Origin of the sequence: Candidatus Didemnitutus sp. (assembly GCA_019634575.1) — a bacterium.
Lineage (GTDB): Bacteria > Verrucomicrobiota > Verrucomicrobiia > Opitutales > Opitutaceae > Didemnitutus.
Genome location: JAHCAY010000001.1, coordinates 986,705 through 1,000,683, shown reverse-complemented (window position 1 = coordinate 1,000,683; position 13,979 = coordinate 986,705). Strand labels below are relative to the sequence as shown.

13 protein-coding genes are annotated in these 13,979 nt (G+C 65.4%); 9 read left to right on the top strand and 4 right to left on the bottom strand.

What is annotated here, in order from left to right; genetic code table 11:
* Nucleotides 1-186 precede the first annotated feature (186 nt).
* Complete coding sequence (locus KF715_04140) at nt 187-1,521, top strand: bifunctional UDP-3-O-[3-hydroxymyristoyl] N-acetylglucosamine deacetylase/3-hydroxyacyl-ACP dehydratase (protein MBX3735859.1); 1,335 nt, start codon at nt 187-189, stop codon at nt 1,519-1,521.
* 3 nt (nt 1,522-1,524) lie between these two features.
* On the top strand, nt 1,525-2,310 hold the full coding sequence (gene lpxA / locus KF715_04135) for an acyl-ACP--UDP-N-acetylglucosamine O-acyltransferase (protein MBX3735858.1): 786 nt from the start codon (nt 1,525-1,527) through the stop codon (nt 2,308-2,310).
* Between the two features lie 430 nt (nt 2,311-2,740).
* Here lpxA and KF715_04130 read toward each other — a convergent pair whose 3' ends face one another.
* From KF715_04130 to KF715_04115, 4 genes are all read right to left on the bottom strand, one after another.
* Nucleotides 2,741-3,049 carry a DUF971 domain-containing protein gene (locus tag KF715_04130; protein MBX3735857.1) on the bottom strand — a complete coding sequence of 103 codons (309 nt, stop codon included), beginning with the start codon at nt 3,047-3,049 and terminating at the stop codon, nt 2,741-2,743.
* A gap of 153 nt (nt 3,050-3,202) precedes the next feature.
* On the bottom strand, nt 3,203-4,510 hold the full coding sequence (locus KF715_04125) for a hypothetical protein (GenBank protein MBX3735856.1): 1,308 nt from the start codon (nt 4,508-4,510) through the stop codon (nt 3,203-3,205).
* 107 nt (nt 4,511-4,617) lie between these two features.
* A complete protein-coding gene (locus KF715_04120) occupies nt 4,618-5,709 on the bottom strand; it encodes a hypothetical protein (GenBank protein ID MBX3735855.1) in 1,092 nt (363 codons plus the stop codon).
* 65 nt (nt 5,710-5,774) lie between these two features.
* The gene (locus tag KF715_04115; GenBank protein MBX3735854.1) at nt 5,775-6,584 is read right to left on the bottom strand and encodes a polysaccharide lyase; all 810 of its coding nucleotides are present in this window, start codon (nt 6,582-6,584) and stop codon (nt 5,775-5,777) included.
* A 54-nt stretch (nt 6,585-6,638) separates the two neighbouring features.
* Here KF715_04115 and KF715_04110 point away from each other — a divergent pair, with 54 nt between their 5' ends.
* The 7 genes from KF715_04110 (at nt 6,639) to KF715_04080 (ending at nt 13,978) form a co-directional block, all read left to right on the top strand.
* Entirely contained in the window at nt 6,639-7,838 is a 1,200-nt protein-coding gene (locus KF715_04110) for a hypothetical protein (GenBank protein ID MBX3735853.1), read from the top strand.
* Nucleotide 7,839: 1 nt separating this feature from the next.
* Nucleotides 7,840-8,232, top strand: coding sequence for a DUF1573 domain-containing protein (locus KF715_04105; protein ID MBX3735852.1), 393 nt, complete (start codon nt 7,840-7,842; stop codon nt 8,230-8,232).
* Nucleotides 8,233-8,605: 373 nt separating this feature from the next.
* A complete protein-coding gene (locus KF715_04100; GenBank protein MBX3735851.1) occupies nt 8,606-9,058 on the top strand; it encodes a mraZ in 453 nt (150 codons plus the stop codon).
* A 163-nt stretch (nt 9,059-9,221) separates the two neighbouring features.
* Nucleotides 9,222-10,136 carry a 16S rRNA (cytosine(1402)-N(4))-methyltransferase RsmH gene (rsmH, locus tag KF715_04095; protein ID MBX3735850.1) on the top strand — a complete coding sequence of 305 codons (915 nt, stop codon included), beginning with the start codon at nt 9,222-9,224 and terminating at the stop codon, nt 10,134-10,136.
* A 27-nt stretch (nt 10,137-10,163) separates the two neighbouring features.
* Entirely contained in the window at nt 10,164-10,580 is a 417-nt protein-coding gene (locus KF715_04090) for a hypothetical protein (GenBank protein MBX3735849.1), read from the top strand.
* A 3-nt stretch (nt 10,581-10,583) separates the two neighbouring features.
* Nucleotides 10,584-12,389, top strand: a complete 1,806-nt coding sequence (locus tag KF715_04085) for a penicillin-binding protein 2 (protein MBX3735848.1) — start codon at nt 10,584-10,586, stop codon at nt 12,387-12,389.
* Complete coding sequence (locus tag KF715_04080) at nt 12,386-13,978, top strand: UDP-N-acetylmuramoyl-L-alanyl-D-glutamate--2,6-diaminopimelate ligase (protein ID MBX3735847.1); 1,593 nt, start codon at nt 12,386-12,388, stop codon at nt 13,976-13,978. Before KF715_04085 ends, KF715_04080 begins: the two co-directional genes overlap by 4 nt.
* Nucleotide 13,979 lies beyond the last annotated feature (1 nt).

Genomic DNA, 13,979 nt, shown 5'->3' with positions numbered 1-13,979 from the left:
ATTTCGGAACGAAGTTGAGTTTGGAAAGGTTAAAGGAATACCCAGCGGGTTTTCACTCTGTCAACAGCCGTCTGGGCGATTTTTCCGCCGCGCCTGCCGTCGGGGCTGCGAGCGGACGCGTCGGCGCCGGAATCATCTCCAAGCTTGTCATTTCCAACGCCCTCCGGACACTCCGCCGACACACCCATGAAGCAGCGCACCCTTCTGCGCGAGGTCTCCATCAAGGGCAACGCCCTGCATACCGGAGACGCCGTGCACATGACCTTCAAGCCCGCGCCCGTGAACCACGGCATCGTGTTCAAGCGCGCGGACCTGCACGGCCACCCGGAAATCAAACCCCGGGTCGATCTCGTCACGGACCTCGTGCGCGCCACGACCATCCAGCAGGGGCACGCCAAGATCCACACGGTCGAGCACGTGCTCAGCGCTCTCAGCGGCTGCGGCATCGACAATCTCCTCATCGAAATGGACGCCGGCGAGCCGCCGATCATGGACGGATCTTCGCGTGAATTCGTGAAGATGATCCAGCAAGGCGAGCCGGTCGAACAGGACGCCGAGCGCGAATACTTCACCCTCACCGAGCCGATCTCCGTCTCGCGCGGCAACTCCTCCGTCATCGCGTTGCCCTACGACGGCCTGAAAATTTCCTGCACCAGCGCCGATGATCGCGGCATCCACACGCAGCACCTCTCGCTCACGATCGACCCCGACGTCTACGTCACGCAAGTCGCCGCTTCGCGCACCTTCACGGTTTACGAGGACATCGAGGGCTTGCTCAAGATGGGCAAGATCAAGGGCGGCTCGCTCGACTGCGCCGTCGTCATCAAGGGCGACAAGATCATCTCGAAGGAGCCGCTGCGCTTCGCCGACGAGTTCGTCCGCCACAAGATCCTCGATATCATCGGCGACATCACGCTCCTCGGTGTCCCGCTGAAGGCTCACATCGTCGCTACACGCCCCGGCCATGCCATCAACGCCGAGCTGACGAAGCTCCTCCTCGAGAAATACGATGCGTGGAAAAAGGGCGGCAAGAAACCCGCCAAGCCCGCCGCGCCGAAGGCCGAGATCACCACCGAGACCACGCTCGATATCCGCCGCGTGCTCGACACGATCCCGCACCGCTATCCGTTTGTCATGATCGACCGCGTCGTCGAAGTCGGCGACGACACGCTCACCGCGATCAAGAACGTCACGATCAACGAACCGTATTTCCAAGGACACTATCCGGGTAATCCCGTCATGCCCGGCGTCCTCCAGATCGAGGCGATGGCGCAGGCCGCCGGCATTCTGCTCATCCGTCGCACCAGCGACATCGAGAACAAGACCGCGCTCTTCATGAGCTGCAACGCCGTGAAGTGGCGCAAGCCCGTGCGTCCTGGCGACCAACTCAACATCAAGGTCAAGATGACCAAGGCCCGCGGCACCATTGCGTGCGCCGAGGCCGAGTGCTCCGTCGGCGGCCAAGTCGTCTCGTCGGGCGAACTCATGTTCGCGCTCGTCGACACCAGCGCGATGGACTGAGCCATGGCGTCGAACATACACCCGACCGCCATCGTCGAACCGGGCGCGCAGCTCGGCGCCGACGTTACGCTGGGCGCCTATTCCTTCGTCGGATGCGAGTCGACGATCGGCGATGGCACCGTCCTGCATCATCACGCGACCGTCGAGGGCTACACCGTCGTCGGCCGGCAGTGCGAGATTTACCCGTTCACCTGCATCGGCACGAAGACGCAGGACCTCAAGTATCGCGGCGGCCGCCCCGGCACGCGCATCGGCGACCGCAACGTCTTCCGCGAATACACCAGCGTGCACGCCGCCACGAACGACGGCGAGTTCACCACCATCGGCCACGACAACCTGCTGCTCGCCTACTGCCACGTCGCGCACGACTGCCAGATCGGCAATCACCTCATCGCGAGCAACTCGGTCGGCCTCGCCGGCCATGTGATCGTCGACGACCACGTCACTCTCGGCGCGAAGTGCGGCGTGCACCAGTTCTGCCGCGTCGGCTCGCACGTGATGGTCGGCGCGATGTCGAAGGTCGTGCAGGACGTGCCGCCCTACATCATCGCCGACGGCAACCCCGCGATCGCGCGCTCGATCAACAAAATCGGCCTCGAACGCCACGGCTTTTCGCCGGAGCGGCTCGATGCCGTGAAGCACGCCTTCCGCCTTTTCTACCGCGCCGGCTACAATCGCACGCAGGCCCTCGACGCGATGAGTTCGCACGCGCTCGCCGCGACCGAGGAGTTCAAGGCGTTCCTGAAATTCGTCACGTCCAGCGACCGTGGCCTCGTCGCCGGCCGCTGAGGCGTAGCGCAGGCGTCCCGCCTGCCTGCCTTCAACCTGCGCAGGTGCGAAGCCTGCGCTGCACCGAGCCTCGTTCAGCCGGACTCACGCAGTTGGGCGCGCATCTCGACTCTAGCGATCCGCACTGAACCTAGAAAACGCCGTTGGAACCACGGATTTCACGGATGGCACGGATACTCGATCCGTCGGCCAAGCCTTGCCGTTCACCCCGCCCGTGAACGAATCAGGCGTAACGAGCTTCGCGTAGTCTCATTCATCCGGGTGAGCGGTGTAATCCGTGGTGGGGTAGTTCGGCGTAATTTAGGATGAAGCCATCGATTTCCAGTGCGCCTCGAGCGCCGCCGCGCTGGAACGACGTGATGGACTCCGCCTGCGGAAATTCGCGTCGATTCGCGCGATTCGCGGGAGTCCTCTGGAGGATGATCCCGCCTCAGCTCGCGCCCAGCTCCCGCAGCAGCGCGTAGCTGTAGAGTCCCGTGCGGTGTCCGTCGCTGAAATCGAAGCGGATTGCGTAATTGCCGACTTGTTCCCAGCCGGTCACCTCGACGCCGGCGTGGCTCTTCCGTGCCTCGCCGCCGTATTGGTTGCCGAAGATGTCCTGTTCGCCTTTCACCTCCGCGCTCGGGGAATTCGCGCGGAGTTTCTCCACGCCGATGTAGCTCTCTGCGCCGTCGCTCCAGCGAATGGCGACCTCGGGGCCGATGAGTTGCACGTCGAGCGGGCGAAGAGCGTCTTGCATGGGTCGTGAACTAGACGCGAATCCGGCGCGCTGAAAAGTCCCGAAATTCCGCGCGCGATCTCCGGCGTCCCGCCCCTGACGAAACGTGCGCCGCGAACGCGCCGCCCACGTGAGCGTCGTCACCCGCCTGCGCGGCACCGCACGGCGTCCGCGTCACCAGACCTCCGGCTCCGCCGGCGGCGGCAACTTCTTCGCCGGCTTCTTGAGCCGGCCTTCGTAGCTGCGGTCGATTTCCTCGATCTCCGGCTCAGGAATGCGGGTGAAGGCGATGCGCATCGGCGCGTCCTTCGTCGCGCCGTGCGCGCCGCCGAGATAGACGGTGTTTTTGCCGAAAACCTTGTTGAGATGATCGACCGCCTTGAAGAGTTCGCTGCGCGATTGCTCCGTTTTTTCCTCGAACAGATCGGGCGTGTGCAGCTTCAGGTCGATGAGGTGCGTGAGATGCACGCCGACGCGGAGCGGTTTCAGGCGGGCGAACTTCGCCGGGCGTCGCGTCCAGAGTTCGTTCAAGGCATGGGTGAGTCGCAAGGTGTCCTGCGTCTCCGTGAGCGTCATTTCCTCGGCCCAGCTCCGATCGCCGAGGTAGTCGATGGATACGCTGAGCGCGCCCGCGTAGAGCTGCGAATGCCGCAGGCGCATCGCGGCTTTTTGCAACAGGCGGTGCAGCGCCGCGAGCGCGGCGTCGTGGTTGCGCCGCTCGGGCGGGAGCACGTTGCCATGGCCGATGGTCTGGCCGGTTTTCTGTTCGAAGTAGGGGAGGTCCTCGCCGTGGAGCAGCCGCCAGATCTGCTCGCCGCGCACGCCGCCCCACACGCCGCGAAACACCTGGTGGTTCACCGCCCAAAGCTGCTCCATCGTCGTGATGCCGTGCTCGGCGAGGCGGCGTTGGATGTTCGGACCGATGCCGGCGATGTCGCCGGGTGCGAGGTGGAGCAGCCGCGCGGGCAGGTCATCGTCGTCGAGGATCACGAGGCCGTCGGGCTTCTGCATGTCGGAGGCGACCTTCGCGAGCAGCCAGGTCGGCGCGATGCCGATCGAGCTGCGCAACAGCGGACCGACTTCGCGCGTGATCTTGGCCTTGATGGTGTGCGCGAGTTTTTCCGCGTCGGCGCGGGTGTTGATCAGGCCAGCCACGCACGCCGTGACTTCGTCGATCGACTGCACGGTGAGTTCCGGAGTGCACGACGCGATCACGTCGCGCAGGCGACGGTGGTAGTTGATGTAGACCTCGGGCCGCGCTTCGACGACGACGAGGCCGGGACAGATTTGGCGCGCCTCGGCGATGCGGGCGTTGCGTTTCAGGCCAGCCGCCTTCGCCTCGAGGCTCACGGCGACGCAGCCGGTCGTCTCCGCCATCACCGGCACGATGCCCACGGGTTTGCCGCGCAACTCCGGTCGCTCCTGCTGCTCGATCGAGGCGAAGAACGAGTTGAAGTCGATGGTGAGGTAGCGCAGCGCCACGCGGGGAAAATTGCCGTCCGCCGCGCCGAGTCAAAGCGCTTAGCGGGCAAACCCGTGTGGTGGTCCGAAATTCGTCCTCGGCGCGCGACCTCCGGATGCGATTGCACTCAGAGGGCGGCGAGCACGGCGTCGTCGATCGCGATCGCGTGGCGCTTTCTCAGGTCGCGTGTCGCCTCCGCGCGGAAGCGCTCGCACAGGTCGACGGAGAAGTCGGCGAGCACCCGCTCGCGCACGGCCGAGAAATCGGCCGGCTTGACGCCGCCTTTTTCACCAGGCGTGGCGTAGGCGTCGGCGTGCTCGCGATACCACGCTTGCAACGTCGCGCTGAGTTCGGGGCTGCGCAGGATTTCGTTCGCCCGCGCCTCGATCGCGCCTTGGGCGTGGAAGCGCAAGAGCGCGTTCCGGTTTTGAATGAGCTTGTTTTGAAATTCGGGTTCATCGGCGATGCCGCGCCTCACCGCTTCGAGCGCCATCAGCTCGGGCGTGATGAGCGGTTTGATCAGCGCGACGAATCCGTCCTGCGTCTGCACGTCCGGTCGCCGCGCCGGCAGACCGGAGTAGATACTCAGGATTTCATGAATGGAGAGCGTCCGGCCTGCATATCTCACGGCCACCGCTTCGGGCGCGGCTGAAATGATTGCATAGAGCTTCGCCGCCTTGTCCTCGGGCGACGGGAGGACCGGACCGGGACGCGGCGCGGAGTTGGTTGCGTCGATTGCTCGCGCGGCGCGCTTGATGACGTCGTAGGCTTCGTTGGAGATGTCGATCGTCGCTGCCTCAAACAGGCGGTCGGCGAGCGCGACGGCGGCGTCGCCCGATTCGCCGGGCTTCTTTTCCTGCTGCGCACGGGTCGCCATGAAGTCGGAGAGGATGAGCGTGCGCGTGGCCTCCATTTGCTTCGCGAAGCGCGGCGACAGCGCGACGCCGGTGCGATACGTCTCGTGCACAAGGAGGTATTGGTCGAGCAGGTCCTCGAGCAGCGCGCGTTTTTCCGCGGGCGACGCGACGGACGACCGGAGGCGTTCGCCGTGGCGATAAGCGCGCAGTTCGCTGAGTGGGATTTCGATCGCACCGTCGATCGTGGCGACGACCGGGTTGGCCGCGGAGACCGGCGTGAAATCGAACAGCCGGCGCGATTCGTTTGCCGGCGCCAGCGCGCACGAGATCGCGACGAAAAACAGCGACAAGAAGGGACGCATGAGAGGAAGCGGGCGGCGACCTGACGGCCGGCCGCCCGCGGGAGATCAGGCTTCGTTCGGTGCGCTCACCACTGCGCGGGATCGGCGTCGGCGAAAACCGTGCCCTTGCCGACTTTGCTGAACCACGCGATGCGCTGCGTCGACCCGGTGCAATAGCCCTGGTCGTGCCAGCTGTTCGCATAGATGCCGACGTCCATGCGGTATTGCACGGGACGGTTGATGGTCACGGCTTGGTTCAGGAGTTCGAGGACCTTCGTGCCGTCGAACCATACCTTGTAGTAACCGGTTGAGTCGTTGGTCCAGTGCGCCTGCGTGACGATGCGGTGCCACACGCCAGCGCTGACGCCGGCGAGGCCGGTGTAGGACTGCGTGGTGCGATGGCACTCGTCGCTGCCGTAGTTGCGGCGCGAGGCGAGCTGGTTGCCTTGCACCCAAATCATCGCGCTCGGCTGCCAGTCTTCGCCGCAGGTGTTTTTGCTGTCGCCCGCGTAGTTCGCGATCATCTGGAAGAGCTGGTATTGCTGCGAGCCGGAGAAATCCCACGCGCTCTGCAGGTAGAATGCGAAGCCGTAGAAGCCGGTTTCGCCGTAGGTGTAGCCGCTGTTGTGCGTCTTCATCGCATGGTAGCGTCCGGTGTAGCCGCTGCCTTGGTAGTCGGCCTGGCACTTGATGGAGCTGCTCGTGCCGGGGTAGAGCACGCTGGTCGACTGCGTGATCGCGCACGGCGAGTCGAGATTCGAGCCGTCCCAATTCGAGAAGCCGCCGCCGTTGGCGATCGTGCCCGAGTTGTGGAAGCTCGCGGTGGCTTGCGAGGTGGTGGTCGCGGCGAGGCAAGCCAATGCCGCCAGCAGACCGGTCGTGAGACGCGATTTCATGGGTGTTCTTGAGGTAGTGCCCGCCGGTAAGCGCTGCGTCGGGTCGCTGATGGGGTGCGACGCGGAATCGAAGCAGCAGGGTGCTTCCGGGGTATCGACAGCGTAGCGGGAACATGTCGCCGGCTCATCCCTCTTCCGAGGGGAGGGAAATTCCCGACCTCGAAAGAGGGATGCGGGACGGATCGCGCTCGGGTAGGGTGCTCGCGTCGCCAGCTACCCCTTTCGCTGGCGACTGCCCCTATGTTCACGCCAAGGAATCTGCTGCTGCTGATCTGCGCGCTCGGCGTTGGCCTGCTGTTTTGGCGAGCGACGAACGCGATGCCGAGGCCGGTTCATGTTGTTTCGCACGCAGTCGCTCGCGGCGATGAGCCGCGACCGCTCGACGCGCGGCCGATGGCGTTCGCACCGGCAGCGGCACCGGGACTTTCGCGCCACGAATTCGTGGCGTTCGTTCGTGCGCAGTATCGGCAGGAACAACTATCGCGCGAACTCGACCTCGAGCAGCGGCGCTACGCGGGCAACTACTGGGAGGCCGGATCCGACGGACGCGAGCTCGCCGCGTTGCAGCGCGCGCGGGAGACGATGATCCAGGAGCTGACCGGCGAAGCGAATCAGGTCCTGCGCGAACTGTTCTCCGGAGAGGATGGCGAGGTCGTGAGTTTGCCGGGCTTTTTCGCCGCCGACCGTCCGGGTCCGAACTTGAGCTTCCTCTCGGCTGCGTCGCGCGCGCGATTGGAGGCGGATATTCTCGCTCACGCGGGCGAGCCGGCGGACGGGGCGGACTGGCTCGCGCATGCGGCGGAGCGTGTGTTGTCGCCCGCCGAATTAACGACTTATCGTCAGTGGAACGATTCCGCTGCGGCTGCGTTGCGGGAACGGCTTGCCGGTTTCGATCCGACGGAAGCGGAATTTCTCGCGATCCAGCGCAGCACGACGCAGGCGGACGACACTGATTTGGCGGCGCAGCTGGGCGCGGAGCGGTTCGCGGAATTCAGCGCGACCCAGGCGCCAGCGGTGCAGACGGCGCTGCATGATTTGCGGCGTCACGGTCTGCCGCTCGAAAACGTGGGTTGGCTGGCCATCACGCGAGCGCAGGCGATCGAGTCGATTCAGGCTGTGTGGCAAAATGCCGCCGGGTCGGATCGCGACAAGCGTGCGCAGGTCGAGCGGCTCGAGCGCGCTTACGGAGCGATGATCGCCGCGCGGTTGTCACTGCCGGCGGGCGCGCTCGACGGGCTTTCTTCCGCTCTCTGACATGAAAAATCGGATCCTCGCCTGGATATTGTCCTTCCTGGTTAGTGTGACTTCGACCTGCGCGCTCGAATGGAAGAAAACCGAATTGTTTCTCGTGGCGGATCCGGGCGTGGAATTCGTGCGCACGAAATTCGAATTCACGAACACGGCGAAGAGATCCGTGCGCTTGCTCGGCGTCACCACTTCCTGCGGATGCACGGAAGCGTGGCCTTCAGCGAGTGACTTTCGCGCGGGCGAGAGCGGCGTGCTGCATGTGCTCTTCACTGTGGGCAAGCGCAGCGGGCTGCAGGAAAAGGAAATCGTCGTGACCACCGACGAGTCGCAGGAGCCGACGCGTCTGGTGCTGAAGATCAAATTGCCCGACGCGCCCGCTGCCGCGGCTGAGGCGCACTAGCGCGAACCGAGGCGCTCTCGCGCGTCGGAGGTGAGTGAAACGACGGTGGTGCCGCTGCGTAGTGCACGTGTCCGTTGGGGCACCGATGCGGCTGAGCGGATGCTTGGTCACGCGCCGGTGGCACCGCGCTGTCTTGCTTCGATTAGCGCGGTAGGGCACCAGTTCGGACGTCGAGCGATGCTTCGTTTTAACATCAAAACATGATCTGTGGCGACCGGCTGCCGTGCCATCGCCACCTTTGCGCCTGTCAGGGGTTTGTGAATAAGTTTCGGGAAATCTACGTGGGTTTTTACTTGTAGTTTGGGAGGAAAATGGGGATAAATGGGGCGTTCTGGGGCGCACCACACGAAGCGCACAGGACTTCACCCGTTTCATGGCGCAGTCAGGCACAACCGTTTATTCCGGCCGTTTTGAGCACACGCTCGACGACAAGAATCGTCTCACGATTCCGTCGCTCTGGCGTTGGGTTCACACGGACGCGGAGACGTTTTTGGCCATGCCGCACCCGGATGGTTACATCGCCGTGCTACCGCCGGCCCGGGTTGAAAAACTCCTCGCGCAGATCGGCGAGATGAAGCTCTCGGATCGCGACGCGCAGGCGGTGAAGGCGCGCATCTTTTCGTCGGCGCTCCAGTTCACGTTCGACAAGCAGGGTCGCTTCGGCGCCTCGGCCGACCTGCTCAACCATGCCGGCATCGCGAAGGACGCGGTGCTCGTGGGCATGGGCGACACTTTCAACATCATGAGCCCGTCGCGCTGGCAGGACATGCAGCGCGCCACGGCGGGCGAGAACTTCGGCGACATGATGCGCCGCATCGGCCTCTGAGCCATGACCACCACGACCATGCACACTCCGACTGTTCGTCCTCAGCCTTTGCCCAAGCTTGCCATGGTCCGTTGCGCCAACCGGCGCGATGCGAGCGGAGCCTTTTCGCTCCGCCGGAAGAAGACCCATGTGCGCCGCGCTGCTTGAGCTTCCGACCCGGACCATGACCACGGGGCACCAGCCGGTTCTCCTGCACGAGGTCCTCGCCTACCTCGCGCCCGAGAGCGGCCGGGCTTACCTCGATTGCACTTTCGGCGGTGGTGGCCATACGCAGGAAATTCTGCGCCGTGGCGCCAGTGTTGTAGCACTGGACCGGGATCCATCCGCCCAACCCCGGGCTGCGTCGGTGCAGGCGCAGTTCCCGGGCGCCTTTCGCTTCGTCGACATCAACTTCGGCGAACTCGCCTCGCTGCCCGATCGCGACTTCGCGGGTATCCTGTTCGACCTCGGCGTCTCGTCCTTCCAACTCGACGAGGTCGAGCGCGGCTTCGCCTTCCGCCACGACGCGCCGGCCGACATGCGTATGAACCCGCGCGAAGGCCAGCCGGCCACGCGCTGGCTCGAGATCGCATCGCACGACGCCCTCGTGCGCGCCATCCGTGACTACGGCGAAGAGCAGAACTGGCGCCGCGTCGTCACCGCGATCGAAGCCGCCCGCGGCACCGGCCGTCTCGCGCGCACCGCCTCGCTCGCGCAGGTGATCGCCGACGCGATCCCCGCCGCGGTGAAGCGCGACAGCAAGATCAACCCTGCCACGCGTTCGTTCCAAGGCATCCGCATCGCCGTGAACGACGAGATCGGCGCCATCGAGCGCGCGCTGCCCGCCGCGTTCGAGCGCCTCGTCTCGGGCGGCGTGCTCGCGGTCATCAGCTTCCACTCGCTCGAAGATCGCCCGGTGAAGCAGTTCTTCCGCCGCATGTGCGGCCTGCCGGTCGACGAGAACGACTCCACGCCGCAGCAGCTCCGCGCGAAGCACGCCGAGTTGCTCACGCGCAAGCCCGTCGTGCCGACCGACGCCGAAATTTCCGCCAATCCCCGCAGCCGTTCCTCGAAGCTGCGCGTCCTCCGCAAACTCTAGCCGCTCCTGTCCAACCTGTCCCCCCCGATGAAGCCGCCTCCTCCCAACGCGCTCGTCAACAAGGTCGTCCTCCTGACGCTCGTGCTCCTCATGTTCGCGGGCACCCTCGGCCTCGGTGCCGTGTGGGTGCGCCAGGAAATCTTCGCCACCGCCAACCGCATCCGCGTCCTCGAGGGCGAGAGCGCGGACATCGACCGCAAGCTCGATGAGGTCGGCGCGCAGATCGCCACCGCCGAGAGCGTCGCCGCGTTGCTCCAGCAAAACGACTCTCTCCACCTCGGCCTCGCCACCGCGAAGGAAGTCCAGGTCGTCCGCGTCGAACGCGATCCGGTCCTCGAACTCGGCCGCAAGCGCTCCGCCGAAGCCATCTTCAACTCGGCCGCCGCCGCGCAGAACGCGAACGCCTTCGCGTTTCGCGTCATCCCCGCTTCTTACCAGCGCTGAGCGATGTCCAAGGGCTTTGCCTCCAACTTCCGCATGACGCTCCTCGCCGTGGGCGTGCTCGGGTTCTTCGCCGCCGTCGGCGGACGACTCGTCTACCTGCACGTGCTCCATCGCGACGAGTTGCTGAAGTTCGTGAACAAGGCCCGCCGCCAGATCGTCGTCGAGCACGCCCGTCGCGGCGCGCTCCTCGACACCAAGGGCAACGTCCTCGCCACCTCGCGCTCCTACATCGTCCTCGGCGCCGACCCGGAGATGCTCAAGGACGCCGACAGCGCCAGATGGGCCGACCTCGCGCGCCTGCTGAACACCAATTACCTCGAGCTCGACAAGACGCTCCGCAAGTCCATCGCCGCCTCGCAGCTCGCGCTCGCCTCGCGCGACGAAGCGGTGAAGGACAAACGCGTCCGCTACGTGAAGCTCGCCGACGAGGTCGACGAAGCCGTTTACGACAAGATCATGGATCTCAAGATCCGCGGCATCTACGGCTCCCGCGGCTACAAGCGCGTCTACCCGGGCAACCAGCTCGCCGCGCACGTCCTCGGCTACATTAATAAGGAGAACATTCCCGTCACCGGCGCCGAGAAGCACCTCGATCTCTATCTCAAGGGCCAGGACGGCTGGATCGAGTCCGAGAAGGACGGCGCGCGCCGCGAGATGGCGCAGTTCCGCACCCGCGAGGTCGATCCGCAGGACGGCAACGACGTCGTCCTCACCATCGATTCCGTCATCCAGAACATCATCGAGCGCGAACTCGAGACCATCGCCGGCAAATACAACCCGAAGTTCGCCACCATCATCGTCAGCGACCCGCAGACCGGCGCGATTCTCGGCATGGCCAACTGGCCGAGCTACAACCTCAACGAGTTCTTCAAGGCCCCGCTCGACGTCCAGCGCAACAACGCCGTCACCGACATCGTCGAGCCCGGCTCCACCTTCAAGATCGTCGCCGCCGGCGGCGGCCTGAACGACGGCACCGTTCAGCCGACCACCACCTTCGACTGCGAAGCGCCCACCGTCATCATCGACGGCAAAGAGCGTCGCCTGCCCAAGGAAGACCACACGATGGGCACGCTCTCCGTGCGCGAAATTGTCAGCCATTCTTCGAATCGCGGCGCCGCGCACATCGCGATGGCGATGGGCGCCCAGCGCTTCTACGAATACGCCAAGCTCTACGGCTTCGGCGAAGCGACGAAGTTCGGCCTCGGCGGCGAAGTCCGCGGCATCCTCGAACCGCCCGCCAAGTGGGACGGCCTCACCATCACGCGCATGCCGATGGGCCACGCCGTCGCCGCCACGCCGCTCCAAATCCACATGGCCATGAGCGTCGTCGCCAACGGCGGCACGCTGCTCCGCCCGCAAATCATCAAGGAAATCCGCGACCCAGAAGGTAAAATCGTCCGCGGCTTCGAACCCGAGAAACGCACCCAGGTCCTCAAGCCCAGCACCGCCGCCACGCTCGCGCAGATGCTCCACGGCGTCGTGCAGGAAGGCGGCACCGCCGCCGGCTTCGACATCGAGGGCTTCGAAGTCGCCGGCAAGACCGGCACCTCGCAGAAAATCATCGACGGCGTCTATTCCAACAGCCGCTACGTCGCCTCCTTTGTCGGCTTCTTTCCCGCCAGCCGCCCGCAGGTCGTCCTCTCCGTCATCGTCGACGACGCCAAGGTCACCGGCGGCCGGGCCTACGGCCGCGCCGTCTCGGCGCCGTCGTTCAAGCACGTCGCGGAACAACTCATCCAATACCTTGACATCAAACCCGTGCGCACGCCGTCCCGCCTCGCGCTCGCGCTGACCGGAGCCGCCCAATGATCGGCTATCTCACGCCCAACTATCCGCTCATCGCGGCCTTCCGCTCGCTGCCGGCCACCCGCCGCCGCCCGGTCGACCGCGTGTCCCAACAAATCTTCAAGATGGCCCCGCAGCTCTCCGACTTCCTCAACGACGATGAAATCGTCGCGAGCAAGGGCGATCTCGACCGCCCCATCTCCGGCCTCGCGCTCGACAGCCGCCGCGTGATGCACGGCAACCTCTTCTTCGCCATCAAGGGCCGCCGCGCCGACGGCAATCTCTTCATCGACGAAGCCGTCAATCGCGGCGCCGTCGCCATCATCGCGGAAAAAATTCCCGCCATCACCTCGCAGCGTGTCACCTACGTGCAGGTCGCCGACGTCCGCCGCGCCCTCGCGCGCGTTTCGCAGCGCTTCTTCAAGTTCCCGGATCGCTCGCTCGATCTCGTCGGCGTCACCGGCACCAACGGCAAGACCACTGTCGCCGCGCTCGCGAAGCACCTGCTCTCCACCGACCACCAGCGCGTCGGCCTCATCGGCACGGTCAACTACGACCTCGGCGCGCGCGTCGTGCCGTCGTATCGCAGCACGCCGGAGGCGCTCGACCTCTTCGGCATGCTCGCGCAAATGCGCGACGCCGGCTGCCGCCAGGCCGTGATGGAGGTCAGCTCGCACGGCCTCGATCAGCAGCGCGTGCTCGGCATGCAGTTCGGCGTCGCGGTGTTCACCAACCTCACGCAGGACCACCTCGATTACCACGGCTCGATGGACGCCTACTTCGCGGTGAAGGCGCGCCTCTTCCGCGGCGAGACCGCGCCCGCGCCGCGCGCCGTCGCGATCAATCTCGACGACGCCCACGGTCGCCGCCTCGCGGGTGAAGTTCCCGCCGGCATGAAGCTCGTCACCTTCGGCGAAGCATCCGACGCCACCATCCGCGCCGAGAACGTCCGTCTCTCGTTCCAAAGCGCCACCTTCACACTCGTCTGGCCCGAGGGCCGCGCCGAGATCGAGAGCCCGCTGATCGGCCGCTACAACGTCTCCAATCTCCTCGCCGCCTTCGCCGCCTGCTACGCGCTCGGCCGCGATCCGCAGATCGTCGCGAAGCGCCTCAAGTCCTTCGCCGGCGTTTCCGGCCGCATGGAACGCATCGATGCCGGCCAGCCGTTCAATGTGCTCGTCGACTACGCGCACACCGACGACGCCCTCCGCAACGCGCTGAGCATGCTCAAGGCGATCACGCCGGGCCGGCTCTTCGTCGTCTTCGGCTGCGGCGGCAACCGCGACCGCGCCAAGCGCGCGCTCATGACCGCCGCCGTGCAGGAGTTCGCCGACGCCGCGTTCGCCACGGCGGACAACCCGCGCAACGAGCCGCTGCTCCAGATTTTCTCCGACATGAAACCCGGCGTCACCGCGGCCGCGAAGATCACCTTCGTCGAGGACCGCCGTCGCGCCATCAGCCTCGCGCTCGACGCCGCACGCGAGGGCGATTGCCTGCTCATCGCCGGCAAGGGCCACGAAACTTTCCAGGAACTCGCGGATACTGTCGTGCCGTTCGACGACCGACAGGTCGCCCGCGAACTGATCGGCATCAAGCAGCTGAAGCCGGTCTGAG